The sequence below is a fragment of the Actinosynnema sp. NPDC023794 genome (genome assembly GCF_040639675.1).
GTDB lineage: Bacteria > Actinomycetota > Actinomycetes > Mycobacteriales > Pseudonocardiaceae > Actinosynnema > Actinosynnema luteola.
The window spans coordinates 222489-247612 of record NZ_JBFAFR010000007.1 but is presented as its reverse complement, the minus strand read 5'-3'; the positions used below and the strand labels follow the sequence as shown (position 1 = coordinate 247612).

The 25124-nt window shown below is 74.2% G+C and carries 23 protein-coding genes; 12 read left to right on the top strand and 11 right to left on the bottom strand.

Translation table 11 applies throughout. The features are described 5' to 3' along the window. Positions 1 to 106: 106 nt before the first annotated feature. The 3 genes from AB0H12_RS18525 to AB0H12_RS18515 all read right to left on the bottom strand — a co-directional run bounded on the left by AB0H12_RS18525 (position 107) and on the right by AB0H12_RS18515 (position 1965). On the bottom strand, positions 107 to 1024 hold the full coding sequence (locus tag AB0H12_RS18525) for an anti-sigma factor RsbA family regulatory protein (RefSeq protein WP_499624043.1): 918 nt from the start codon (positions 1022 to 1024) through the stop codon (positions 107 to 109). A 67-nt stretch (positions 1025 to 1091) separates the two neighbouring features. Further along, positions 1092 to 1583: a GNAT family N-acetyltransferase gene (locus tag AB0H12_RS18520; RefSeq protein ID WP_499624042.1), complete on the bottom strand. Its 492-nt coding sequence runs from the start codon at positions 1581 to 1583 to the stop codon at positions 1092 to 1094. Between the two features lie 10 nt (positions 1584 to 1593). Next, a complete protein-coding gene (locus AB0H12_RS18515; protein ID WP_499624041.1) occupies positions 1594 to 1965 on the bottom strand; it encodes a hypothetical protein in 372 nt (123 codons plus the stop codon). Positions 1966 to 2016: 51 nt separating this feature from the next. On the opposite strand from AB0H12_RS18515, the gene AB0H12_RS18510 reads away from it, so the two are divergent. Next, the gene (locus AB0H12_RS18510) at positions 2017 to 2274 is read left to right on the top strand and encodes a hypothetical protein (RefSeq protein ID WP_499624040.1); all 258 of its coding nucleotides are present in this window, start codon (positions 2017 to 2019) and stop codon (positions 2272 to 2274) included. Positions 2275 to 2355: 81 nt separating this feature from the next. On the opposite strand, the gene AB0H12_RS18505 is transcribed toward AB0H12_RS18510, so the two are convergent. After that, positions 2356 to 3156 (bottom strand): SDR family NAD(P)-dependent oxidoreductase, encoded by an 801-nt coding sequence (locus AB0H12_RS18505; RefSeq protein WP_499624039.1) that lies wholly within the window; start codon positions 3154 to 3156, stop codon positions 2356 to 2358. A gap of 100 nt (positions 3157 to 3256) precedes the next feature. Between AB0H12_RS18505 and AB0H12_RS18500 the strand changes: the two genes are divergently transcribed. From AB0H12_RS18500 to AB0H12_RS18480, 5 genes are all read left to right on the top strand, one after another. Continuing rightward, positions 3257 to 4216: a Ppx/GppA phosphatase family protein gene (locus AB0H12_RS18500; protein WP_499624038.1), complete on the top strand. Its 960-nt coding sequence runs from the start codon at positions 3257 to 3259 to the stop codon at positions 4214 to 4216. 10 nt (positions 4217 to 4226) lie between these two features. Then, on the top strand, positions 4227 to 4835 hold the full coding sequence (locus AB0H12_RS18495) for an STAS domain-containing protein (RefSeq protein WP_499624037.1): 609 nt from the start codon (positions 4227 to 4229) through the stop codon (positions 4833 to 4835). A gap of 69 nt (positions 4836 to 4904) precedes the next feature. After that, complete coding sequence (locus AB0H12_RS18490; protein WP_499624036.1) at positions 4905 to 5345, top strand: DUF4383 domain-containing protein; 441 nt, start codon at positions 4905 to 4907, stop codon at positions 5343 to 5345. Then, positions 5329 to 5967, top strand: a complete 639-nt coding sequence (locus tag AB0H12_RS18485) for a hypothetical protein (RefSeq protein ID WP_499624034.1) — start codon at positions 5329 to 5331, stop codon at positions 5965 to 5967. The genes AB0H12_RS18490 and AB0H12_RS18485 overlap by 17 nt, the downstream gene beginning before the upstream one ends. Before the next feature lie 196 nt (positions 5968 to 6163). Continuing rightward, positions 6164 to 7753 carry a S8 family peptidase gene (locus AB0H12_RS18480; RefSeq protein ID WP_499624033.1) on the top strand — a complete coding sequence of 530 codons (1590 nt, stop codon included), beginning with the start codon at positions 6164 to 6166 and terminating at the stop codon, positions 7751 to 7753. A 297-nt stretch (positions 7754 to 8050) separates the two neighbouring features. Here the strand turns inward: AB0H12_RS18480 and AB0H12_RS18475 are convergent, their stop codons facing one another. Beyond that, on the bottom strand, positions 8051 to 8410 hold the full coding sequence (locus AB0H12_RS18475) for a DUF2203 domain-containing protein (RefSeq protein WP_499624032.1): 360 nt from the start codon (positions 8408 to 8410) through the stop codon (positions 8051 to 8053). 97 nt (positions 8411 to 8507) lie between these two features. Beyond that, positions 8508 to 9665: a glycoside hydrolase family 6 protein gene (locus tag AB0H12_RS18470; protein ID WP_499624031.1), complete on the bottom strand. Its 1158-nt coding sequence runs from the start codon at positions 9663 to 9665 to the stop codon at positions 8508 to 8510. Positions 9666 to 9890: 225 nt separating this feature from the next. Here AB0H12_RS18470 and AB0H12_RS18465 point away from each other — a divergent pair, with 225 nt between their 5' ends. Together AB0H12_RS18465 and mycP are read left to right on the top strand one after the other, a co-directional pair. Further along, a complete protein-coding gene (locus AB0H12_RS18465; protein ID WP_499624120.1) occupies positions 9891 to 10658 on the top strand; it encodes a bestrophin-like domain in 768 nt (255 codons plus the stop codon). 189 nt (positions 10659 to 10847) lie between these two features. Next, positions 10848 to 12107, top strand: coding sequence for a type VII secretion-associated serine protease mycosin (gene mycP / locus AB0H12_RS18460; protein ID WP_499624030.1), 1260 nt, complete (start codon positions 10848 to 10850; stop codon positions 12105 to 12107). 74 nt (positions 12108 to 12181) lie between these two features. Here the strand turns inward: mycP and AB0H12_RS18455 are convergent, their stop codons facing one another. Continuing rightward, positions 12182 to 12478 (bottom strand): WXG100 family type VII secretion target, encoded by a 297-nt coding sequence (locus AB0H12_RS18455; RefSeq protein ID WP_230571209.1) that lies wholly within the window; start codon positions 12476 to 12478, stop codon positions 12182 to 12184. A 29-nt stretch (positions 12479 to 12507) separates the two neighbouring features. Next, positions 12508 to 12837 (bottom strand): WXG100 family type VII secretion target, encoded by a 330-nt coding sequence (locus AB0H12_RS18450; RefSeq protein WP_230571210.1) that lies wholly within the window; start codon positions 12835 to 12837, stop codon positions 12508 to 12510. A gap of 157 nt (positions 12838 to 12994) precedes the next feature. Here AB0H12_RS18450 and eccCa point away from each other — a divergent pair, with 157 nt between their 5' ends. Genes eccCa through AB0H12_RS18435 form a run of 3 tightly spaced genes read left to right on the top strand, consistent with a single transcriptional unit; the run spans position 12995 to position 18575 of the window. Then, positions 12995 to 16942, top strand: coding sequence for a type VII secretion protein EccCa (eccCa, locus tag AB0H12_RS18445; RefSeq protein ID WP_499624029.1), 3948 nt, complete (start codon positions 12995 to 12997; stop codon positions 16940 to 16942). Next, the gene (locus AB0H12_RS18440; RefSeq protein WP_499624028.1) at positions 16939 to 17316 is read left to right on the top strand and encodes a hypothetical protein; all 378 of its coding nucleotides are present in this window, start codon (positions 16939 to 16941) and stop codon (positions 17314 to 17316) included. Before eccCa ends, AB0H12_RS18440 begins: the two co-directional genes overlap by 4 nt. Next, entirely contained in the window at positions 17313 to 18575 is a 1263-nt protein-coding gene (locus AB0H12_RS18435; protein WP_499624027.1) for a hypothetical protein, read from the top strand. Before AB0H12_RS18440 ends, AB0H12_RS18435 begins: the two co-directional genes overlap by 4 nt. 65 nt (positions 18576 to 18640) lie before the next feature. Here AB0H12_RS18435 and eccB read toward each other — a convergent pair whose 3' ends face one another. Both eccB and eccD read right to left on the bottom strand, forming a co-directional pair. Next, positions 18641 to 20050 (bottom strand): type VII secretion protein EccB, encoded by a 1410-nt coding sequence (gene eccB / locus AB0H12_RS18430; RefSeq protein ID WP_499624025.1) that lies wholly within the window; start codon positions 20048 to 20050, stop codon positions 18641 to 18643. Positions 20051 to 20053: 3 nt separating this feature from the next. Next, positions 20054 to 21334: a type VII secretion integral membrane protein EccD gene (gene eccD, locus AB0H12_RS18425; protein ID WP_499624024.1), complete on the bottom strand. Its 1281-nt coding sequence runs from the start codon at positions 21332 to 21334 to the stop codon at positions 20054 to 20056. Positions 21335 to 21433: 99 nt separating this feature from the next. Between eccD and AB0H12_RS18420 the strand changes: the two genes are divergently transcribed. Further along, positions 21434 to 23167, top strand: a complete 1734-nt coding sequence (locus tag AB0H12_RS18420; protein WP_499624023.1) for a serine/threonine protein kinase — start codon at positions 21434 to 21436, stop codon at positions 23165 to 23167. 1 nt (position 23168) lies between these two features. Here the strand turns inward: AB0H12_RS18420 and AB0H12_RS18415 are convergent, their stop codons facing one another. Continuing rightward, complete coding sequence (locus AB0H12_RS18415; protein ID WP_499624022.1) at positions 23169 to 25124, bottom strand: transglutaminase TgpA family protein; 1956 nt, start codon at positions 25122 to 25124, stop codon at positions 23169 to 23171.

Below are 25124 nucleotides of genomic sequence, written 5' to 3'. Positions count from 1 at the left end.
GACGGCGGTCGGTGGGTGTGCAAGCACACACGACGCAGACGGGTTCGGCAGGCGGTGAGGTGGTCCGCCGGGGGTGGCGCGGGGTGTGCCCGGAGTGGGTGCGGGGTCAGCCGACGTACACGCGGATCGCCGTGCCGGCCTCGTGGGTGTGCACGCGGACCAGGTCGCACAGCAGGTTCACCAGCATCACGCCGTACCCGCCGCGGGAGTCCACGCCGGGGTTGCGCCTGCCCACCATCGGGCTCGCGATCCGGCCGGCGTCACGCACCTCGCACACCACCGCGCCGCCTTCGCGCCACAGCAGCAGCGTGCCGAAGCCGCCGCCGTGCACCACGCTGTTCGTGGTCAGCTCGTTGACCGCGAGGACGAGGTCCTCCACCTGGTCGGCGGTCAGGCCCGTCTCGACGGCGAACGCGGCCACCAGCCGCCGGGTGACGCCGAGGGCGTCGAGGTCGAACCGGCGGGTCAGCGCGTTCGGCGGCGGCGACGGCAGTGGCCGGTTGAACTCCTCGGCGATCAGGAACGGCTCGCGGTAGCCGGTGCTCGGTCTGCGCTGCTGCCCCTCGACCATGACCGGGTGCGTGGTCTCCGCGTCGCGCACCGCCTCCGGCGCGAGGTTCGCCGTGTCGTACGGGCACAGGATCCAGGCGGGCCGGTCCTCGAACGCGGTGTTGATCAGCGCCTCGTGCTGCACGCAGGCCGGGTACTCGAGTTCCGTGCGGTCCGGCCAGATCGGCTCGCCGATGATCCGCACCCGGCCGGTGGCGGCGTTGTTGTCGGTGAACGCGGTCAGCACACCCGGGATGATCCGGCCCGGGTTGCGCCCGGCGCGTCTCATGTCCAGGAACTCGACCTGCTCGGCCAGCCCGCCCAGCGCGCGCCGCAGGAGGTCGATGCCGTGTCGCGGCACGGCCACGAGCACCGGTTCACCCGCGGCGACGCCGTCGCGCACGAACGGCACTGTCCCCGCGAGGTAGTCCTCGTCGTCGCGGTAGAGCAGTGCCTCGTGCACGAAGTCGACCACCGGGGGAACCTCCGAACGGTTGCTGGCAGGGGAGGGCCTGCCCGTTCAGTATCGCGCCCGATCACCGTCACGGAAGCGGCCTGCGCAGGCAAACACGTGTCGCCGGGTCCAGGCCACGTGCGGCTTCCGCCGCCACGACGGCAGTCAGACGCGGCGAGAGGTCGGCCACCTCGTGGAACCCGAGCCGTCGATAATAAGGGCCGTTCCACGGGATGTCGCGGAACGTGGTCAAGGTCAACGCGTCCAGCCCGCGCGTCGCGGCCCAGCGCCCGACGTGGTCGAGCAACGCCGCCCCGATGCCGCGCCGCGCGTGGTCGGGGTGCACGCAGATCTGCTCGACGTGCGCCGCCCGGTCCTCGGCCGGCACCTCGACGGCGATCCAGGCCACCGGGTGCGGGTCGACGGCCACCCAGACGTGCAGACCGGCGAGGGTGCTCAGCGGCATCGGGTCGTCGTCGGCGATCTCGGGCATGCCGAAATCGCGGAAGGGCTCACCGGAGGCCCGTTCGATCGGGGGCAGCAGCGGCAGTTCGTCCGGCCGGGCGGTGCGGATGTCCACCCGCGCATGATCAGCCGGCGGTGAGGTTCTGCTCAACTTCGTTCGCGAGGGCTTCGAGCAGGCGTGACGGCAGCTGGTCGTCGGGGCAGTCGTCCACCCGGAGCTCGGCGACGCTGCCCGCCACCCCGGCCAGCGAGACGCGCAGCTCGCCCCGGCAGCCGTGCTCGGCCAGCGGCGTCCAGGTGAGGAGCAGCTGGTCGTAGTCGGCGGCGAGGCTGACCTGGTGCGGCTCGTCGTTGGCGCGCAGGATCAGCACGTCGTCCGCGCGGCCGACGACCTGGTAGGGGTCGGGCAGCCAGGAGGCCAGGCGGGCGGGGTCGGCGGCGGCGATGAACACCAGGTCGGGCAGGGCGGGGACGTCTCGTCTCGCGTGGATGGTCACGGCGTCACGGTTACCCCGTTCGAGCATTCGCACACTGGGTAACCAGCGGTCATGACCGCAGCACAGGAACCACTGGAGCCCCGGGAGCGGGCGGAAGAGCCGATCGACCCGGTCGACCCGGACGAGATCGCGGAGGAAGCGCCGATCGACCCGACCCCGCAGGAGGTCGACGAGTACCGGGCGTTGATCGGGGACGAGACGCCGGAGCCGTGTGTGGCGCGCGATCACCGCGCGGCACGGGCGTCGGGTGAGTCGGGTGCGCCGGATGAGAGGTCGAGGAGGCGGGTGCCCGACATCCCGGAGTTCTGATCCTGCCCGAGATCGCGGAACGCCGATCCTCGGTCGGCGGTTCTTCCCCGGCGGCTTCGGCCAGGTGTTCCCCGGCGCCGGTCAGGTGTTCCCAGAGCCCGGTTCGGTCATCGCGCGCATCGCCCGCGCCTTCACCGGGTCCGGCAGGACGCGGCCGGCTGCGGCCTGCGCCTTGTTCCGCAGCGAACCGGCCACCACGTGGTCGTCGCCGTCCACCAGCGCCTTGAACCCCGCCCGCGCGACGTCCGCCGGGTCGTCCTTCGGCCCGGTCGCGACCTTGGTGCCGGTCATGCCCGCCCGGCGGAAGAAGTCGGTGTCCGTCGGGCCCGGCATCAGCGCGGTCACCGTCACCCCGCTGTCGCGCAGCTCTTCCCGCAACGCCTGCGAGAACGACGCCAGGAACGCCTTCGACGCCGCGTACACCGAGTGGAACGGCCCGGGCGCGGTCGCCGCCACCGACGACGTGAACAGCACCCGGCCGGCGCCGCGCTCCACCATCGCGGGCACGAGCCGCTTCGCCAGGTGCACCGCCGAGGAGATGTTGAGGTCGACCACCCGCAGGTGGCTGCGCAGGTCGCTGTCGTCGACGAAATCACCGCCGAGGCCGACCCCGGCGTTGACCGCCAACGCGTCCACCGGCCGTCCCACGCCCTCGACCACGGCGACCAGGTCCTCGTTGCCCTCGAACGTGGCCAGGTCCGCCCGCACCGGGTCCACCCGCGCCCCACCGGCGGCCAACTCCCGTGCCACGTCGTGCACCACGTCGTTCTCCGCCGCCACGACCAGGTCGAACCCGTGCTCGACGAACACCTTCGCCAGCTCGAGCCCGATCCCGCTCGACGCGCCGGTCACCACCGCCAACGGCCTCTCCGAAGCACTCATGACCGTGAACTACCCGGAGTCGGATCACCCAATCCGGTTTCACCCGATGCGCCTTTGGGCACCCCTCCCGGTACCTCTCTCACTTGGATGGTGGTGACGTATGTCCGGACGACCAGGTCAGGTCGGCGTGATCGACGTCGGCTGCTTCAGCGCCAACCTGGTCGTCGTCTCGGGCTCGCCGCTGCACCCGATCGTCTCGCACAAGACCCGGCTCCGGCTCGACCGGGCGCTCGACCGGCACAACCGACTCCGCCCGGAGGGCGTCGAACAGGTTGTGACCGCCGTCGAAGCCGCGCACCGGATCGCCGACCGCGCCGGCGTCTCCGCCATCGTGCCCTTCGCCACCTCCATCATCCGCGACGCGCCCAACGCCGAGCAGGTCATCGCCGAGGTCGCCCGCCGCACCGGCACGCGGTTGCGCGTGCTGCCCGGCCGGGAGGAGGCCCGCCTGTCCTACCGGGCCGCGCGGCACTGGTTCGGCTGGCGCGCCGGCCCGCTGCTGGTGCTCGACGTCGGCGGCGGCACGGTGGAGCTCGCCGTCGGTGACGACGTGGAGCCGTCGTTCACGCGTTCGCTGCCGTTAGGCGCCCGCACGATGACCCGGCGGCTCGCGCTCGACCGCACCGCGCCGCGCGACCACCGAGGCCTGGCCCGGGAACAGGTGCTGGTGCACGACCGGGTGGTGGCCGCGCTGGAGGGTACGTCGGTCGCCGGACACCGGGCCGTCGGCTGCTCGAAGGTGTTCCAGCAGTTGGCGCGGCTCGCCGGGGCGAGACCGCAGCAGGAGGGACCGCTCGTGCCGCGCTCCCTGCGCCTGGCCGACCTGCGCGGCTGGATACCCCGGCTGTCCCGGATGCCCGTGCCCCGGCGCGCCCGGTTGCCGGGCATCTCCCGGCATCGTGCGGAGCAGTCGTTGGCGGGGGCCCTGGTGGCGGAGGCGTTGATGGTGGCCACGGGGCACGACGAGGTGGAGATATGCCCTTGGTCGACCAGGGAGGGGCTGCTGCTCTCCCTGGTCGGCGCGGGCGGCGATGACGACGAGTACTGCCGGGTGGCGTGAAGGGATCGGGATGCTGGCGCTGTCGGTCGAGGCTCACCGGACGGGGTGCGCGGTGGTCGTGGCGACCGGGGAGCTGGACCTGGCGGGCGCGCGCCGGGTGCTGGACCGGATGGACCGCTTGGTCAGCGAGGGACGTGACCGGATCGTGCTCGACATGTCGGGGGTCGCGTTCTGCGGCGCCCAGGCGATGAGCGCGCTGGTCCGCACGAGGGCGAGGGCCCAGCGGGCGGGTGGTTGGCTGCGGCTGGCCGCCGTGCCGCCGCACGTGCGGCGGGTGTTCGAGCGGACGGACCTGGACCGGTTGTTCCCGCGCTACCCGGACGTGGCCTCGGCGGCGACGGGGCGTGCGGCGGCGAGCGGGGAGGAGCGGGGCGCGGTGGACGGCGCGGCGGGTCGTGTGGTGGATGGTGTGCCGGGTGGCGCGGTGGATGGTCGCGCGGTGGATGGGGTGGCGGGTGGTCGTGCGGTGGCTGGTGCGGCCGGCGGTGGGACGGGGTCGCGGGACGGGCGTGCGGTTGCCCGTGCTGGGCGTGTGTCGCGTGGAGGTGGTCGTGCGGCGTCGGATGCGGGTGCTGGGGAAAGACCCGGTGCCGACGAGGGGCCCGTCAGTGCCGGGTGACGGGCTGTTTCGAGCGGTCGTCGAGGGGTAGTCGAGCGGGAGCCACCGTCACAGGCGAGGTGATCCGCTATGAGTGCGACCACGCGCTTGCCGCACCCGGTCCGCGCGGCGGCGATGGCGGTCGCGATCGTGTTCCTGCTGGTGGGTGTGCTCGGGTTCGTCCCCGGGATCACCACCGGGTTGGACGAGATCACGTTCGCCGGCCCCGGATCCGGCGCGCACCTGATCGGCGTGTTCCACGTGTCCGTGCTGCACAACCTGGTGCACCTGCTGTTCGGCGTGGTGGGCCTGGCGATGGCGCGCACGGCGTCGGCGGCGCGGGCGTTCCTGATCGGCGGCGGCGCGGTGTACCTCGTGCTGTGGCTGTACGGGCTGATCGTGGACAAGGGGAGCGCGGCGAACTTCGTGCCGGTCGACGCGGCCGACGACTGGCTGCACCTGGGGCTCGGCCTGGGCATGGTGGCGCTGGGCTCGGCGCTCAAGGGCAATCCGCATGCGCGCAGTGCCTGACCTCGTCGAACCCGCCTTCCGCGTGCTGGCCGGCGCGCGGGACGCCAAGGCGTTCCACCCGCGTGGCCGGTGGTTCGACGGCACGGTGACCGTGACGTTCGACCCCGGGCTGCCGCTGCCCGTCGGCGTGACGGAGGTGTCCGGTCGGCTGTCCAAGGGCGTGGGCACGCCCGGTGGGTTGCCCGACGTGCTCGGGTTGGCGTTCCGGCTGCCGGGGCCGTGGGACGTGCTGCTGTCCACGTGCGTCGCCCGCGTGCTGCCACGGCCCGCCCGGACGTGGACCAGCGCCCGGTACGGCAGCATCAGCCCGTTCCGCTGGCGCGACCGGCTGGTCTGGCTGGCCGCCGTCCCGGATCACCGTCGGCTGTCCTCGGCGGCGTTGGCCGAACTGCCCGCCGAACTGGGGTTCGCGCTGGAGATCGGCGCGCCGTGGCGGCCGGTCGGCAGGCTCGTGGTCCGGCCGCGGGACGTCGACCGCGACCTGCCCGCGCTCGACCCGATCCGGAACCGGCCGCCGGGCCTGGACCTGGCGCCGGCGGCCCTCGCGCGGGCGCGGGAGAGGGCCTATCGGGGTAGTCGGCGCGGCCGATCGCCCGATCCGGTGACTGCTCCGGAGGTATGACGGGGGACTGCGCCGGGTAGTCGAGTGGTGACGAGCTGGTCGAGGTCCCTCAGGCCGTTGCGCCTTGGGGTTCTTGCGGGCCTGCGCGCCGTTGTCCGGGTCGTCAGACGTCCGTCGTCACCGGAGGGTTGGTCCACGTGGCCGTCAGTCTTCACCGACACCCCTGCTGGGCGGCCGAGTGAACGGAGAACGACCGATGCGACACGACCGCTCGACCCGGCGACGGGTCGTCACCTCAACCCTGGCGACATCGGCCGTGCTGCTGGCCTGCGCGGGCTACGGCCACGGCCACGCCGCGGGGCGGCAACCCGAGGGCGACGTCCTCGGCGCCGGTCGGCCGGGCGCGGTGAAGGACAGCTACATCGTCGCGCTGCGGGAGACCGCGGTCAGCGTGCAGCAGACGCCGGCCACGGCGCAGGCCCTGGTCGGCACGTACGGCGGCGAGGTCAAACGGACCTACACCGCGGCGTTGCGCGGGTTCGCGGCCTCGATGAGCGCGGCGCAGGCGCGCCGGCTGGCAGCCGACCCGGCGGTCGAGTACGTCGAGCAGGACGCCCTCGCGCACGCCACCGACACCCAGGAGAACCCGACCTGGGGCCTGGACCGGGTGGACCAGAAGAACCTGCCGCTGGACAAGAAGTACACCTACACCAGCACCGGCGCGGGCGTGACCGCGTACGTGGTCGACACCGGGATCCAGAAGGAGCACGGCGACTTCGGCGGTCGGGCGGCCGACGGGCACGACTTCATCGACGACGACGCGGAGGCGCAGGACTGCAACGGCCACGGCACGCACGTCGCGGGCACCATCGGCTCCACCACGTACGGAGTGGCCAAGGCCGTGAAGCTGGTCGGCGTGCGGGTGCTCAACTGCCAGGGTTCGGGCCAGTGGTCGCAGGTCATCGGCGGCCTGGACTGGGTGGCGCAGCACGCGGCGAAGCCGGCCGTGGCCAACATGAGCCTCGGTGGAGCGGCCAGCACGGCGGTGGACGACGCGGTGAAGAAGATCGTGGCGGCCGGTGTCACGGTCGCCGTGGCCTCCGGCAACGACAACCGCGACGCGTGCAAGACGTCGCCGGCGCGCACCCCGGAAGCGATCACGACCAACGCGACGGACAACACGGACACCCGGTCGTCCTTCTCCAACTTCGGTCGCTGCACGGACATCTTCGCCCCCGGCACCAAGATCACGTCGACGTGGAACGACGGCGGGGAACGCACGATCAACGGCACCTCGATGGCGTCACCGCACGTGGCGGGCGCGGCGGCGTTGTACTTGGGCGCCAACCCCGGTCGTGCCGCGGCCACTCCGGCGGAGGTGGCGAAGGCGTTGATCGACAACGCGACCGATGGCGTGGTCAAGAACTCCGGCCCCGGTACGCCGAACAAGTTGCTGTACACGGGTTTCATCAGCGGCGGCGACCCGAACCCGCCGACCTGCAAGGGTGGGACCACCGACGAGGACGTGGCGATCCCGGACGCCGGTGAGGCCGTGACGTCGGAGATCGTGGTGTCCGGATGCGACGGTCGTGGGACGGCGACGACCTCGGTGAAGGTGGACATCGTGCACCCGTACACCGCTGATCTGGCGGTGGAGCTGATCGGTCCGAGCGGTGCGGTGTACGTGCTGCGGCGTTCGGGTGGGGAGAACTCGGTGGACGGGATCCATGAGACGTTCAAGGTGGACACGTCGGCTGAGGAGAAGAACGGGACGTGGAAGTTGCGGGTGAAGGACGTGTACACGTACGACACCGGGAAGATTGATGGGTGGGGTATCGCGTTCTGATCCCGTGTGGCTGTTCGGGGAGTTCGGTTTGGGGCGGCTGCTCGGGTGAGGTCCGGTTGGGGCGGCTGCTTGGTGGTTGAGGCCGGCTCGATGTGACATGGGGCCCTTGCGGGCACCCCCATGGCACCCGAACCCATGTCACATCGGGCCTCTGCGGGTGGTTCCGGGTCCGTTGCGCGGCGGCGCGGGCTGCCGGAAATCGCCGGTGGGTTGGCGTCGCGCAGGGCCGGGTTCCTCGCCCTGCGGGCCTTCGCCGTGCCGCGAACGGGTCGCTGTCGCACCGCAACGGCCGAGCCGTCAGGGCAGGGGGCGTCGGCCCGCGAACCCGAGGTCCGTCCGGTGGTACCAGTCGAGGCCTCGGTCGCCTTCGATCCAGCACAGCAGCACCGGCACTCCGTCGAGCTCGGACGGGAAGTCGACCAGCAGGGGCGCGAAGCCCTTCAGCTCGGCGCCGGTCGCCTGCACCGTGGTCATGAGGTCGTCCAGCCGGGCCTGCGCCGCCTTCAGCTCGGGCAGGCCGCCGAGGTCGGTGGGCCCGCCGCCGTCGAGCGAGGCGGCCAGCTCGGCGGCGTCCGCCCGGACCTCGACGATCTCGGTGAGCACCGGCAGGAGCCTGGTCAGTTCTTCCCGCGCCTCGGGCACGCTGAACACTGTCACCCCTGGTCCGCCGTGATGTCCGTTCCCCGACAGGTTACCCGCGGCCAGGGGTTCGCCGGGTCGGGGCCACCGGCGGCCGGTGGCCCCGACGTCGACGTCAGCGCAGCGGCGGCGAGGCCAGCTCCGCCAGTTCCAGCGCCTGCTCGGGCCACCAGCGCCCGGCGGCCGGGCCGCCCTGGCACTCGCCGTCCGACTCACCCGGGCGCTTGATCCACAGGAACGCGTCCACCAGCGGGACGCCGGTGTTCGCCGTGGGGCGTTCGCCGAGGCCGCGGCCAGGCGGGTTGCACCAGTCGGTCTCGCCCTCGCCGGGCGTGTAGTGGCCGCGGCCGTTGCGGCTGGTGTCCAGCACGAAGTGCGTCATCTTCGCCTTGTGCACGGGCATCGCGTCCAGCTCCTCGTCGGCCGGGCAGGTGGTCGCGCCCGCCTTCGTGCGCAGGTGGATGCACTTGGAGACGCGCGTGCCGTACTGGACCAGGTCCTCGGTGAAGCGGTAGTTCGAGGTGTTGAGCGCGAAACCGTCCGCCCGCGTGACGCCGCCCTGGAGCAGGCGGTTGACGATGCCCAGCTGCTGGCGCGGCTCGCCGTAGCCCGCGTCGTAGTCGTTGAGCGCCTGCCACGCGGAGTGCCCGGCGTCGAGGTAGACGCGGGTGTGCTTGCCGCGCTTGAGCGCGTCCACGGCGTGGTTGATCTCGCGGAACCGCTGGGGCACCAGCTCGGCGTCCGGCCCGATCGTGCACCACGGCTCGCTGGTCAGCAGGGCCAGGCCGTCAGGCTCGACCACCACGACCGCCTTCTCGTCACCGATGCCCGCGGCGAACGCGTCGATCCACTCCTTGTACTCCTGCTCGCTGCGCGCGCCGCCCGCCGACCACTGCGAGCAGTCCCGGTAGGGCACGAAGTACGCCACGAGCACCGGCACCTGGTCCTTGGCCCGCGCGGCGCGCACGACGTCGCGCACGTTCTGCCGCACCTGCTCCGCGCCGGCCGTGGTGAACCAGATCGCGGTCGGCTGCGCGGCCAAGCCCGTCATCAGGTCGGCGTCCGCGGTGCGTCCCTCGGCTCGCCACTGCTCGGCCTGCCGCGCGGCGTTGCTGTCCGGTTCGACGTAGAACGCCGTGCCCTTGGGCAGGTGCGGCGGTCCCGAAGCCGCCACCGTCCCCTGTGCCCCGGCGCCGCTCACGCCGATCAACACGCACGCCGCGGTCGCCGCCAGGGTCAGCCCGACGCGCCGTCGTCTCGGTCCGTTGTTCACTCGACTGCTCCTCACGGGGCGCTGCTTGGGAGCGCTCCCAACAGGCCGTCAGCATGCGTCCTCATGAGCTGCATCACAACCCCCGGTCACGCGTGCGGCCACCGTTTCGTGATGCGGCCGTGACCTGGACGGGTGGTCGCGGTCGTTCGAGTTGTGGGCGACCACGACCGGGTCCACCCCTGAACCGGTGATCACCACCGTTGCGCCGCGTTCTGCGCGCCGGCCCTGGGCCTGTTCTTCAACTGGTTGCTGAAGCGCCGCCGCCACATCGAGCCCGGCGAGCCGATCACGAACAGCGACCTGACCAGCCCGATGGGGACGCTGGCCGTGCTGCTCCTGGCGTTCGTGCTGGTGGTGGCCGCCGAGTCGTGCAGCGCGGCGGACGAGGCGGCGCGCGTCGAGGCCAACGTGGTCGACCACTTCTTCGAGGTCTCCGAGTTCGCCCCGGAGCCCGCCGCGCGGACGTTGCAGGGCTCCACCGTCTGCTACGCCCGCGCCGTGCTGGCCCACGAGTGGCCGAACATGGAGGAGGGCAGCGGAACGTCGCCCGAGCCGAGCGTCTGGAGCACCCGGTTCCGCGCGGTGTTCAAGGAGCTCGGGGCGGCGGACCCCGTGTTCGAGACGCTGGTCGAGACGGACGCGCGGCGTTCGGAGGCGCGCAGTGAGCGGGTGGCGCAGTCGGTGCCCGCGATCCCGGAGATCCTCTACTGGTTCATGGTGATCACGCTCGCGGTCACCGTGATGGCGTTCGCGTTCAACCTGCCCGCACGCAAGCGCGCGGTGGAGGCCGCCACGCTGGTGGTGCTCACCACGCTGTTCACCTTGAGCCTGCTGCTCATCCGGGACGTCGACCGGCCGTTCGCCGGGGTGATCAGCGTGTCGTCCGACGCGATGCGCGCCGCCGCGGACGACATGGCCGAGGACTACGCCGACGTGCACGGCGAGGAGACCTTGCCGTGCGACGAGTCGGGTGACGTGCGCCCAGGGGCCTGAAGGGCGGGGCGGTCCGGCTGCTCGGTGCGGCGGCCGGGGGCAGGTTCAGCTCCAAGACGGCGGTGGGTCCGCGCGTTGTCCGTGAGGCGCACAGGTCGTCGGCAGACGGCGGTGTCCATGTCGCCTGGTGCGTGGCCGTTTCCGGCCAGAGCGCGAACGGGTGGTGGGCCCGGTGCCGACGATGGGTCCGTGAGACGACTCAGCGCCGCGCTCGCGGCCGTCGCGTTCGTGGCACTGTCCACACCGGACGCCCACGCCGCGCCGCCGCCGGGCGCCTGCCGCGACCCCGAGCCCGCGCGACCGCCGATCAAGGAGCTGCCCTGGGCGCACCAGGCGCTCGACGTGACGCGGGCGTGGCCGCACAGCACCGGCGCCGGTGTGCTCGTCGCCATCGTGGACACCGGGGTCGACCGCGACCACCCGCAGCTGAGCGCCGCGGGGAAGGTGGCGCGCGGCGAGGACTTCTACCTGGTCGGCGACCTGCCCGGCGACTTCGACTGCGGCTCGCACGGCACCGCGGTGGCGAGCATCGTCGCCGCCGACCCGGTGGCGGGCGTCGGCTTCCACGGTGTCGCGCCCGGTGCGCGGGTCCTGCCGGTGCGGGTCGCGGACCGGGACCTGGACGACACGGGCGCGGTGAACGCGCTCGACCCCGTCGTGCTGGCCCGCGGCATCCGGTACGCCGCCGACCAGGGCGCGAAGGTGATCAACCTGTCGATGTCCGGACAGGAGGACAACAAGGACGTGCGGGACGCCGTGGCGCACGCGGTGGCGAAGGACGCGCTCGTGGTGGCCGCCGTGGGGAACCGGCAGCAGGACGGCGGCGCCCGGCTCGCGTCGTTCCCGGCGGCGTACGACGGCGTGCTCGGCGTCGGCGCGATCGACATCGCGGGCGACCGGGTGCCCGGCTCGCAGCTCGGTGACTACGTCGACCTGGTCGCGCCGGGCAAGGAGGTGGCCGGCGCGACCAGGGCGGGCGGGCACTCCTACTGGCAGGGCACGAGCTTCGCCGCGCCGTTCGTCGCGGGCACGGCCGCGCTGGTGCGGGCGGCGTGGCCGGAGCTTCCCGCGCCGGAGGTGGCGCGTCGGCTGCTGGCCACGGCGAGCCCGGCCCGCGGTGAGGCCGCCGCGTACGGCGTCGGCGTGGTCAACCCGTACCGCGCGGTCACCGACGGGCTGACCGCGGCGAAGCCGGACGTGATGCCGGTGGTGGTCAAGCCGGTCGAGGACGCCGGCGCGGCACGGGAACGGGCGTGGTGGCGTGCCGCGGTGGCGGACGCGCGCGGGCACGTCGTGGTGGCCGCCGGGGCGGTGGCCGCCGCAGGCGCGCTCGCGTTCGTGCTGGTCAACGGCCGCCGTCGGCGGTGGACGCCGACCAGGCTCGACCCGTTGCCCGAGGGGCCGCCCCCGGCGGAGGTGCCGGACCAGGTGTTCCTGTTCCCCCGCTGAGCCGCGGGGAAGGCCGTTGAGTCGCGGAGAAGGCCCCGACGCCGGTGGGCGTCGGGGCCTTCTCGCGTGCCTGCTCAGATCCCCGTGCTGCCGACCCGTGCCACGGCCGAGCCGAGCGCCTGCTGCAGTTCGGCGTTGGCCTTGTCCACCCCGCCGCGCAGCGCCTGGAGCATGGCCTGCTGCGCGGTCGACACCTGGTGCCACGCGGCGCTGATCTCGCTGAACTGGCCACCGGCCTGGTCGAGCCAGTCCGCGGAGGTGGCGCCGGCGGTGGTGCGCCAGGTGTCCATCTCCTGCTCGACCCTGGCGACCGTCGAGGCGATCTGCGCGGCGAGCCCTTCGAGCTGGGCGAAGTTGCCCTTGATGAGCATGTCGTTCCTCTCCTGGTCCGGCCCGGCGGTCAGCCGAGCGCGCCGCCGAACGGGCTCGCGCCCTGCACGGCGTTCAGCCCGGACGCCGAGGCCTGGTCGGCGTTGAGGTAGGTGTTCGAGGAGAACCTGGTGTTCTCGCCGAGGCTGTTGAGCGCCGTGGTGAGCCGGGCGATGCCCGCCTCCCACTGGGCGTGCGCGGAGTCGAACGCGGGCCGCGCGGTGCCCTCCCACGCGCCCTTGAGCGCGTCCACGGTCGGACGCAGCGATGCCCGGTGCCCTTCGATGTCACCGGACACGGTGGCCGCCATCGCGGCGGCGCGCTCCAGTGTCTCGGTGACACCGTGAAGTTGGTCCTGCACTCCGGTTCTCCTTTCCCCTGGTTGCCGGTCGGCGCTGCCAAGCGAACCGCGCGGACCCGGGGCGGCGGTGGCCGGCGGCACGTTCCTGCCACCACCGCCCGCCGACCGTCCACCCGGCACCACCATCGGTCCCGACACCGAAGAAGGGGGAGCCGGCGTGGCGACCGTGGTGGTGACGAGGCCCCGACGCAGGCCCGCGCCGGAGATGCCGTCCGGCGAGCTTGTGCTGGAGGCGCCGCCCGAGCTGCCCCAGCCAGCCGCCCGCGCGTGGACGCAGCTGGTCGTGGTGCTGCCGATGGTGGCGATCATGGCGGCGATGCTGCTGGTGTTCGGCGGCGGCACGACCGGCGCGCTGCGGTTCGTCGTGTTCGGGCTCTTCGGGGTGGCGATGCTGGCGATGGTGCTGGTGTCGTTGCTGAACAACAGCGGTCCGAGCAAGCGGGAGATGGCGCACGCGCGGCGGTCGTACCTGCGGCAGCTGGCGCAGCACCGGGTGCGGGTCACCCGGTCGATCCACCGCCAGCGCGACGCGTTGGCCCACCTGCACCCCGAGCCGGACGCGCTGCTGACGCTCGCCGCGTCGGACCGGCGGTGGGAGAGGCGCCGGTCCGACGCGGACTTCGCCGTCGTGCGCGTCGGACTCGGCCCGCAGAGCCCGGCACTGGACCTCGTGCCACCGGACACCGTGCCGCTGGAGCGCCTGGAACCGTTGTCCGCCTTGGCGTTGCGGAGGTTCCTGACCACCTACGCGACCGTGGCCGACCTGCCGCTGGCGCTGGCGCTCGCGGGGTTCGGCGTGATCCACGTGGGCGGCGACCGGGACCGCGCGGCGGCGTTGGCGCGGGCGGTGCTGGCGCAGCTGGCGGTGTTGCAGGCGCCGGACGACGTGCTGGTGGCGGTGTGCGCGGACGACGTCCGGCGGCCGTCGTGGGAGTGGGTCAAGTGGCTGCCGCACGCCCTGCACCCCGACCGCGCCGACGCGGTGGGGCCGGTGCGGCTGGTGACCTCCGGCGTGGTCGCGCTGGAGGCGTTGCTCGACGACCTGCTCGCCGACCGGCCCCGGTTCGACCCCGACGGCGCGCGCGGCACGGCCGGGCCGCACCTGGTGGTGGTGCTGGACGGCGGTGCGGTCGCGGGCTCGGACCACCTCATGACCGGCGGCGGCGTCGAGGGCGTGACCGTGCTGGACCTGTCGTCGCCGCTGCCGCGCGTGCCGGAGCGGGGGACGTTGGCGTTGGCGGTGTCCGGGGACGGCGTGCTCAGCGCCCGAACGGTGGAGGGCGACGTCGAGCTGGGTCGCGCCGACGTGCTCGACCTGCCGTCCGCCGAGGCGCTGGCCCGTGAGCTGGCGCCGTTGCGGCTGACCGCGGGCAGCGCCGGCGAGCAGCCGCTGGCGGGCGACACCGGCTTGGAGGACCTGCTCGACCTGGGCGAGGTGTACTCCTACGAGCCGGGGGAGAACTGGCAGCCGCGGCCCAACCGGGACCGGCTGCGCATCCTGTTCGGGATCCGAGAGGACGGCACGCCGGTCGAGCTGGACCTGAAGGAGTCCGCGCAGGACGGCATGGGCCCGCACGGGCTGCTCATCGGCGCGACCGGGTCGGGCAAGAGCGAGCTGCTGCGCACCCTGGTGCTGGGGCTGGCGCTGACGCACCCGCCCGAGTCGCTGAACTTCGCGTTGATCGACTTCAAGGGCGGCGCGACGTTCGCGACCCTGGACCGGTTGCCGCACACCAGCGCGGTGATCACCAACCTGGTCGACGAGCTGCCGCTGGTCGACCGGATGGCCGACGCGGTGAACGGCGAGCTGGTGCGCCGGCAGGAACTGCTGCGCGCGGCGGGCAACTTCGCCTCGCTGCGCGACTACGACCGGGCGCGTGCGGCGGGCGCGCCGCTGCCCGAGGTGCCGACGCTGCTGGTGGTGTGCGACGAGTTCAGCGAGCTGCTGTCGGCCAAGCCCGACTTCGTGGACATCTTCGTGCAGATCGGGCGGTTGGGCCGGTCGCTCGGCGTGCACCTGCTGCTGGCCAGCCAGCGGCTGGAGGAGGGCCGGTTGCGCGGGCTGGACACGCACCTGTCGTACCGGATCGGGCTGCGCACGTTCTCCGAGCTGGAGAGCCGCACCGTGCTGGGCGTCACGGACGCGTTCAGCCTGCCCCGGGCGCCCGGCCACGGTTACTTGAAGTTCGGCACGGAGCCGATGGTGCGGTTCCGGTCGGCGTACGTGTCGGGTGTGCACCGCAGGCCCGGGACGGGTGTCGCGGCGGGCTCGGTGGAGGTGCCGGGGATGGCGCTCTTCACCACCGACTACGCGCCGCCGCCCGTCGTGCCCGCGGTGGACCCGGTGGACGAGGAAGCGGTGGGCGAGAGCCTGCTGGACATCCTGGTCGACCGGCTGGCCGGTCGGGGCACGCCCGCGCACCAGGTGTGGTTGCCGCCGCTCGACCGGTCGTCCACTTTGGACGAGCTGTTGGGCGGCTTGGACGCGGATCCCGTGCGCGGGCTGTGCCCGGTCGACGCGCGGCGCAACGGCGGGCTGCACGCGGTGGTGGGCCTGGTGGACCGGCCGTTCGAGCAGCGGCGCGACCTGCTGGAGCTCGACCTGTCCGGTGCGGCCGGGCACGTGCTGGTGGTGGGCGGGCCGCGCAGCGGGCGCAGCACGGCGTTGCGGACTGCGGTGGCGAGCCTGGCGTTGACCCACACGCCGGCGGAGGCGCAGTTCTACTGCCTGGACTTCGGTGGCGGGCTGCTGGGCGCGTTGCGCGGGCTGCCGCACGTCGGCGGGGTGGCGGGCCGGCAGCAGGCGAGTGCGGTGCGGCGGACCGTGGCCGAGGTGTCCGCCGTGCTGGAACGCCGGGAGCGGCTGTTCGCCGAGCACGACGTGGACGGCATCGCGGGGTTCCGGGCGCTGCGGCGCCAGGGGCGGTTCGCGGACGAGCCGCACGGCGACGTGTTCCTGGTGATCGACGGCTGGCAGACGTTGCGCAAGGAGTTCGAGGACTTGGAGGACGTGGTCTCCGACATCGCGACGCGCGGGCTGTCGTTCGGGGTGCACGTGATGGGTGCGTGCGCGCGGCCGTTCGACCTGCGGCCGGGGATCCGGGACCTGTTCGGCAGCCGGTTGGAGCTGAGGTTGGGCGACCCGATGGACAGCGTCGTGGACCGGCGCAGCGCGGCGGCGGTGCCAGAGGGCGCGCCGGGGCGCGGCATCACGCCGGGCAAGCACCACCTGCTGGTCGCGCTGCCGCGGATCGACGGCAGGTCCGATGTGGACAGCGCGACACCCGCCCTCGGCGAGCTGGTCGACGCGGTGGCCGCGGCCTGGCCGGGCGCGCCCGCGCCGCCGGTGCGGTTGCTGCCCGGACGGGTGGCGGAGGCCGACCTGCCCGCGGTCGACGCGGACCTGCGGTTCGCGATCGGCGTGGCCGAGCACGACCTGGGGCCGGTGCGCCTGGACTTCGCGGCCGACGCGCACTTCCTGGTGCTGGGCGACGCGGAGTCCGGCAAGACGTCGTTCCTGCGGTTGCTGGCCCGGCGGATCGTGGCCAACCGCACGCCCGAGCAGGCTCGGCTGCTCGTGGTGGACCACCGGCGCGGCCTGGTCGGCGACGTGCCGGACACGCACCTGCTCGGTTACGGCGGTGACACGTCGACCACCGCGCACCTGATGTCGGAGGCGGCGCGGGCGATGGCGGCGCGGCTGCCGGGCCCGGACGTGACGGCGGAGCGGTTGCGCGCGCGGAACTGGTGGACCGGGCCCGAGCTGTTCGTGCTGGTCGACGACTACGACCTGGTCGCGACCGGCCTGGACAACCCGTTGCTGGCGCTGCTGCCGTACCTGCCGCAGGGGCGTGACATCGGGCTGCACGTCGTGCTCACGCGGCGGACCGGTGGCGCGGGGCGCGCGCTGTTCGAGACGTTCGTCGCGAGGCTGCGCGACGTCGGTTCGCCGGGACTGATGTTGTCCGGCGACCGCAACGAGGGGCCGCTGCTCGGCGGCCTCAAGCCCGAGCCGCTGCCACCGGGGCGCGGCCGGCTGGTCGACCGGCGGCGCGCGCCGTCGCTGGTGCAAGTGGCAGATCCGGACCGAGGGAGCGATCAGTGATCGAGGGGATGACCGAGGACATGGCCGCGTTCCGGCCGCGTCCGTTGGACCTGGCGAGAGTGGCGCCGTACGCCGCGCCGGGCGGGTGCGGCGGCGGTGTGCTGGAGTGCCCGCCGTTCCGCGCGGCCGACGAGGCGTCGACCACCGCGCTGACCACGTACCTGACCGCCGTGGACCAGGAGTTGGCCCGGTGCCGGGAGATCGCGGTGGCGTGCGCCGACGACTACCAGCGCGGGGACGGCGCCGGGGCGCAGGCGCTGGTCAGGGCGGGCGAGACCGCGCCGCTCGGGCCCGCGCCGGTGTTCGCCGAGGCGGCCCGTCGGTCCCGCAGCGTCCGTCGTGGGCCCAACGAGGAGTTGGAGGCGCTGGCATGAGCTACGCGGGGATGACGCTGGAGCAGATGGCCGAGATGGTGCGCAACGAGGTCAGCCACGTGCCGCGGTTGCGGCAGGCGAGCCGGATGTGGAGGGAGGCGCGGGACGAGCTGGCGCTGTCCGGCGAGTCGCTGCGCCGCGAGATCGCCGTGTTGGCTCCACAGTGGACGGACCAGGCCGGCGACCTGTTCGCGGCGCGGGCGGCGAAGGCGGAGCGCGGGATGGCCGAGTGGGTCGCGCGGATCGACTCGGCGCAGCCTTGGGTGGCGTTGGACGAGCTCGCCAAGGACATCCCGGAGGCGAAGGAGTTCATCGAGCTGTGCCTGGCGACGCAGAAGCAGCTGATGGCCGCGGTCAACTCGGCGGGCGCCGGGTCCGCCGAGGGGCAGTACGCGGAGCTGCAGCGGCGGGCGGCGGCGCGGATGCAGGTGCTGGCCGGGTTCTTCACGGAGGCGACGAGCGCCGTCCAGGCGGCCGGGCAGGGCGCGGGCGTCACGTCGGCCGGTGGTGGCGGCGGTCCTGAGGCGGCCGGTGGCGGCCCGGCCGGTGGTCCCGCTGGTGGTGCCGCGGGCGGTCCCGCCGGTGGTCCGGCCGGTGGCGCGGCCGGTGGTCCCGCCGGCGGTGCGGCGGCTGGTGGCGCGGCGCCTGGTGGCGCGGCCGGCGGTCCGGCCCTGTCCGGTGGCGCGGTGGCGCCGCCGGCGCTGCCGTCCGCGCCGTCGGTCGACCTGCCGCAGGCCCGTCCGTCCACAGCGCTGCCGCAGCTCCCCGTCGCGCCGCCGGTGGGCACGCCGGGCGTCTCGGCGGCGTTGTCCGCACGCGGTGTCGGCGGGCGGGGCATCGGAGGCGCGGGCCTGACCGGTCAGCCGGGCGTGCCGATGATCCCCCGGGCGGCGAAGCCCGGCACCCTCTCGGCCGCCGCACTGACCCCGCCGCCGCCACCGGCGTTGCCGGCGTCGGGCGCCACGTCGACGTCCCAGCCGACGACGCGGGGTGGCGTGCCGCCGATGGTGCCGCCGGTGTCGGGCGCGGCGCAGCCCGCTTCCGGCAAGCCGAAGCCGGGCGAGGCCCAGCGCCCGCCGGCGGGTCGGGGACGTCACCGCGTCGGCACGCCGGGAGTTCCGGAGACGTTGCGGGGCAGGGTGAACCCGGGTGGCGTGCTGCCGACCCGGACCGACCGGCGTCGGACCGCCGAGGCGGAGGCGTTGGACGAGGAACTGTGGCAGACGGAGGAGTCGAGGTCCCCCCTGACCGGCCGCTGACCCGGGACGCACCGCACCGCCCGTCGCCACGAGCGACGGGCGGTGCGGCGTCTCGTCGTCGGGACTCAGGCCCGGCGGAGGGCGGCGGCCGGGTCGAGCGGGGAGCCGTGCGGCACGCGGGAGACCAGGCTCACCGGCAGCCGCACGGGCGTGACGTCCTTGTACCCCAGCACTTCCAGCAGCTCGCGGCTCGCCAGCGAGTGGGCGCGGCCCTGGTCGGTCACCAGCGCCACCGTGCCCACGGGCGCGTCAGGGCCCGGCATCACCTCGACCACGGCCGCACGGCCCGGTGGCACGACGACGCGGTCGGCGAGCGGCGTCCCCGTCCCGGTGCGCCGGGCGGTGGCGGTCATCAGGGGATCCGGGGCCGGCAGGTCGGGACCCACCACGAGGGTGGGCGGCGAACCCTCGCCGTCGAACTCCGCGCACAGCGCCGAGCCGTCCACCGCGGCGAACTCCGGCCGCGCGGTGGGCGGCTTGCCCGGCCCGGTCGCCACCGGCGGTCCCTGCTTCGCCTGCCCCGCCACGACCAGACCCAGCGGGATGCCGACCGGCTGCCCGCCGTCGTAGGCCTGGGCGGTCGGCGGGAAGGCCCGTTGGACGTCGTACTGCAACTCCGAGATCGGCCTCAGCGCCTCCGCCTCGGCCAGGTAGTGCTGGACCTCGCCACCGGACGTCTCGACCACCAGCAACTGCCCGATCCGCGCACCCGGCGCCGCCTTGGACGCCGCGCCGGTGTCCGGCAACGCGATCGGCGCGATCGGCTCGCCCGCCGGCAGCACGTCGACCAGCGCCGAACCGACCCTGGCCCGCGGCTGCGACCGCAGCGCGAGCCCCACCGCCACCGTGTCGGCCTCCTTTATCCGGTGCCGGAAACCACGCAGGAGCAAGTACTGGTCACCGGTGTCCGGCACCTCGACCAACAGCGCTTCCGACGCCAGCGGCTTCCCGCCCGGGACGTCACCGCCGACGACGAGCACCGAGTCGTTCACGGTGGCGCCGGTGACGTCCGGCCGGGGTTGGGAGCACATCGTCCAGCCGCCGGTGAGCAGCCGGGCCGGGCCGGGCAGCGAGTCGGGCGCGTCCTCGATCCCGATCCGCGGACCGCGCGGCACACCGGCCAACGACTCGCGCGACACCGTGCGCGTGTCCGCGTGCTTGCCCAACGCCAGCAACGCCGACACGTAGTTCGCCACCGGGTGCAGCCGACCGTCCAGGTAGACGTGCCGCGCGCCGGTCTCCTTCTCCACCACCACGAACTCGCCGCGCCACGCCGTGCTCCCGCCCGGCGACACCATCCCGTACACCCCGAACCCCGCCAGCACGACCACCGCGATCGCGATGCTCCCGAACGCCGCCACCACCGACCGGCGGAACGGCGGCTGCTCGGGATCGCTCTCGCCGGTGACCAGCGCCGACACCACCCGCTGCAGCAGGAACTGCTGCGCCTGCACCTGATCCCGGTTGGACGCCACGCCTCAGCCCCCCAGCCCGCGCAGGTACCCGTACAGACCGAGCACCGCGCACACCACCGGCACGACCGCGATCACCACGACGACCTCCAGCAGCTCCGCGTAGCGCGACAGCCGCGCGTTCCGCTCCACCCTGGCCAGACCCACCACCATCACCAGCGCCCCGATCCCGATCACCGCCGGTCCCGTCGGCAGACCCGCCAGCACCGCGAGGCCGGCGCCGAGCAGCGGCCCCCGCTGCCGCACCGCCGGGTACAACCGGGCGCGCAGCAACAGCCCCACACCGAGCACGCCCAGCAGCACCGTCGCCCACACGTCACCGCGCGTCAACAGGACCGCGCACGCCACCACCACGACCGCGCAACCCGCCAGCATCCCGGTCAGCAGCCCGTCGGCACGCACCACCGCCTCGCGCACCGCCGCACGCGCCGGTCGCGGCGGGTCGGCGAGGAGGTCGGCGGGCGTGCGCGGCAACGTCGGCAACGGCACCCGGCCCAGCCGGATCGCCAACGGCGCGCACAGCGGCGAGAACACCAGCGCCGCGCCCGCGACCACCGCCGCCGCTTCGACGCCGGTCAGCACGTCCGCCGCCAACCACGCGCCGCCCGCGCCGAGCAGCGCCGCCGTGGTCGCGCCGGTGAACCACACCGCCTTCTCCGCCACCCCGATCAACGCGAGCACCGCCACCACCGCCACCGCCGAGCACGCCGTCAGGACGTGCGGCGCGCCGAGGCCCGGTCCGACGCCGACGAACAGCACGCCGCCGAGTCCCGCGAACGGCAGCGCCGTCGCCGCCACGACCGCGCCCGCACCCGCGTCGCCGAACGCCCGCGCGCACGTGACGCCCGTCGTCACCAGCAGTGCGGCCAGACCCCACGACCACCACGGCGAACCCAGGGCCGCCATCGGCACGACGCCGAGCAGCACCAGCAACCCGCCCGCGAGCAGACCGGCTCGCCGGGTGTGCCGAGGACCCCACGTGCGGCCGAGCCCGGACGCGATCACGTCGACCAGGTCGTCGTACTCCAGCTCCGGCCACTCCGTGCGGCGGTGCGCGAGGTGGAGCACCTCGCCGTCGCGCACTCGGTGCGAGGCGAACGTGCGGCCGAGTTCCAGCGGGGTCCCGTCGGGTCTGCGCAGCAGCCAGCCGTCGTCGGCGGGAGGTTCGCCCGCGTGCTTCAGGAGCCCCGGCAGCACTTCGGCGACCGACGAGTGCTCGGGCAGCGCCAAGTCGATGCGCCGGTGGGGTGCGGCGATCGTCACCCGCACCAGCCCTGTGGTGTTCATGCGCGTCACGATGGACCGGCCGCGCCGCCTGTGGTGGTCGTGCGGCAGCTACCGGACACGGGGCCCGGCGGCTGGACGCGCTGCGGCACCGTGGGGACAATGAGCACCGCGATGGCCAATCCTCAAGGCAACCACCTGGTACCGCTGGGCAACGGCCCGGTGGCGACGGTGTACGCGGGCGCCGGGACCGCGTACAAGGTGTTCCCGGTCGCGCTGGACCGCCGCACGCGGGTCGCGCTGGAACGTGAGATCGGCAAGTGGCGGCGGGTGCCGTTCACCCCGGTCGTGCGCGGTGTCGAGGAGCTGGCCGACGGCGTGACGGCGGTGTGCTCCGAGCTGTGCCGGTACTCGCTGGCGGCGCGGGTGCGGCACGAGGGCGCGTTGCCGGTGGCCGAGGTGCTGGACCTGGGGCAGGTGCTGGCGGAGGCGTTGGCCGCCGCGCACGCCGCCGGCCTCGTGCACGGCGGGGTCACCGCGACGAACGTCCTGTTCCGCGCGTCCGGTGAGCCGGTGCTGGCCGATGGCGGGCTGGTGGCGCGCCGCGCGTTCCCCACCGACCCGCCGGTGGACTTCGCCGCGCCGGAGACCGTGCGCGACGCGGTGCGCGACGCGCGGACCGACCTGTACGGCCTGGGCGCCGTGCTGTACCTGGCGCTGACGGGCGAGGTGCCGTACCCGGGGCGGATGGGGGAGCGGGCGGAGGAGCACCTGCTGCGCGTGCTGGGCGCTCCGGTGCCGGAGGTGACGCGCGCCGACGTGCCCGCGGGCCTGGCCGACCTGGTGCGCGCGCTGTTGGCGGGCGAGCCGGACGCCCGCCCGACGGACGTGGCGGCACGACTGGCGGCGATCGCCGGTGTCGGCTTCGACGACTTCGCGGACACGACCTACGCACCGGCCCCCAACCTGCCGTTCACGATGCCCACCACCGCACCGGCCGCACCGACCTCATCGCCTTACGCCCCACCACCGACCTCATCGCCTTACGCGCCGCCGAACCACACGCCGCCTGCGCCGCCGCCGGTCGGCACCGGGTCCGCACCGGTGCCGGTTGCACCGCCTCTCGGCCCGCCGCCGGGCCACCTCCCGCCGGTTGAGCCGTCCTTCGGCCCGCCGGCGCCGGGAAGCGTCCAGCCCGCGCCACCGGCCGAGTCGCCTTTCGGTCCACCGCCGAGCCCTTCCGCGCACCTCCCGGCGAACGAAGTGCCGCCCTCGACTCCTCCCCACCAAACCGGCTCACCGGTGGTCGAGCGTTTCCCCGCCTCGACGCCGCCCCCGTTCAACCCGCCCCCGTTCACCCCACCTCCGTTCACCCCGCCCGCGTCCACCTCACCCGCGTCCGACCCGCCGGAGACCTACCTGGCCGTTCCACCCGCGCCACCGGTGCGGATGCCCCTCGCCGAGGTCAAGCCGACCGGGAAGAAGTCCGATCGGGCCGGGCGGCTCGGGTTGGTGGCGGGCATCGTGGGCGCGTTGGCGTTGTTCGCCGCCGCGCCGTTCCTCCTCCTCGGCGAGGACGAACCACCGCCCGCGCCCGCGGCGCCGACCATGAACTCGCCCGACGGCAACGGCGCGGTGCAGATCGAGCTGGAAGTGGTCGAGGACACCGGCGACCAGGTGCGGCTCGCCTGGCGCAGCTCGGTGGAGCTGGACTACGTGGTGATCGTCGCGCCCGAAGGCCAACCCAACCGGGCGACGGTGCAGTTGCGCGAGCAGACCACGCAGATCACCGTCGAGCCCGGTCGCAAGTACTGCTTCGAGGTCCAGGGCACCGACCGCGACAACGTCTACGTCAGCCAGCCCAAGGGCATCCGCGACGCGGTCTGCGGCAGGTAGCTCAGTACCGGAACAACGCCCGCAACCGCGCCTTCGCGGGACGGCGGGCCAACCCGGACCGCACCGCCCGCGCCGAAGCCCACGCGTGCGCCCGCGCGTCGACCGGCGCACCCGACCACATCGTGGCGTCCACCGCCACCGCCAGACCCGACAGCGCCTCCACCGTCGACCGGTCGACGACCGGCCGCGCGGCCACCGCGGCGTCCCGGACCGTCATCGCCGACGTCACCGCCACCCCGTGCCGACGAAGGCGGTCGCGCACCTCGGCCCACGCGTCCGCCACCGTCCCGGAACGCCGCCGACGCCACGACCGCACCCCGGCGACCAGCGGCACACCGACCAACCACCCCGCCGGCGGCAGGACGACCAGCCACAGCAACGCCGCCCACGGCACCCGCACCGGCGGGTCGACGTCGTCGTCACCCGGTGGCGGCAGCTGGGGCGGCGCCAGGTCTTCCACCGGCGGCAGCTGGTCGCGCGCCTCCTCCGTCACCTCCGACAACCCCGCCGAAGCCGACGACACCCGCGCCGACCCCGTCGGGTCCAACGCCACCCACCCGACACCCGCCACGGCCACCTCGGGCCAGGCCATGGCGTCGCCGTTGCGCACCACCGACCCGTCACCCGACCCGGCGAACCCGACCACCAACCGCGCCGGGATGGCCAGCACCCGCGCCAACGCCACGTAGGCCGCCGCGAACTGCTCGCTCGTCCCGCGCTTGTCTGCCAGCAGGAACCGCTCCAACTGCGGCCAACCGTGCCCGTCCGGGAGGTTCCCGGACGTCACCAGCTCGTACTCGCGGCGCATGAACTGCTCCAGCACCAACGCGGTCTGGAACGACGACCGCATGCCCCGCACCGCGTCCTTCGCCAACGTCGCCACCTGGGCGGGCACCGCGCCGACACCGGCGAGCCCGCCCGGCGCGGACGGGTCGATCGCCTTGCCCATCAACGCCTCCGGCTCGACCCGCGGCTCCCACCACGTCACCGTGTACGCCGAAGCGTGCTCCGCCAGCAACGTGCCACGCGCCGGGTCGACCAGCGCGTCCACCCCGTCCACGGCGGCCGGGCGCGCCTGGCTCGGCAGCCAAGGACCGCCCAACGACCCCAGCAGCTCCACCCGCGCCGACCGGGAGACCGAACCACCGACGCCGTCCGGCAGCCCCGCGCCCATCCGCCGCAGCTCGCCACCGGGCGTCCAGTTCACCCCGTCGAACTCGTCCAGCACCGCGATCGGCCACCGGTCGACGGGCTCCGCGTCGGCCGACGCGTACTCGAACACCGGCGTCGACGGGTCGGCCAACCGCGACGCCAGCAGGTCCAGCGGACTGGCCACCCGCGCCGATGCCAGGGGCGGCGCGGACTCGCCCGTCCGCAACGACCAGGCCGGACCCGTCGACACCACACCCAGCGCCACCGCGCCGACGACACCCAGCGCGACGGCTGCCCACGGCACGTCCCGCGCCACGACCACCACCCCGCAGGCCGCGAACGCCAGCGCCGCCAGGATCGCCGCCACACCACCGGCCGCGGCGTAGGCCTGGCTCAACACCACGACACCCAACGCGGGCACGAGCGAGACCAGCGGCGCACGCAGCCGCAGCAGCAGTTCGACCCCGAACACCGCGGCGGCCAGCACCAGCAGCGGCACGAACACGACGACCTCGGGCTCCGGCCGCGCCGGCCACGTCGTCTGCAACGCCAGCCGCCACGACTCCGTCACACCGGAGAGCACCGCCGACGGGTCGGCGCGCAACGCCACGAGCAACCCCGCCAGCCCCGCCACGGCCGCCGCCACCGCACGCCACGCCTCACGCGACCGCAGCCACAACGTCACACCCAACGCGGGCAGCACCGCCGCGCCGACCGGGAGCAGCAACGCGCCGACCCCGAACACCGGCCCGAACAGCAGACCCGCCACCGCGGCAGCCGCGTGCACGGCGACCGATCCCCTCAC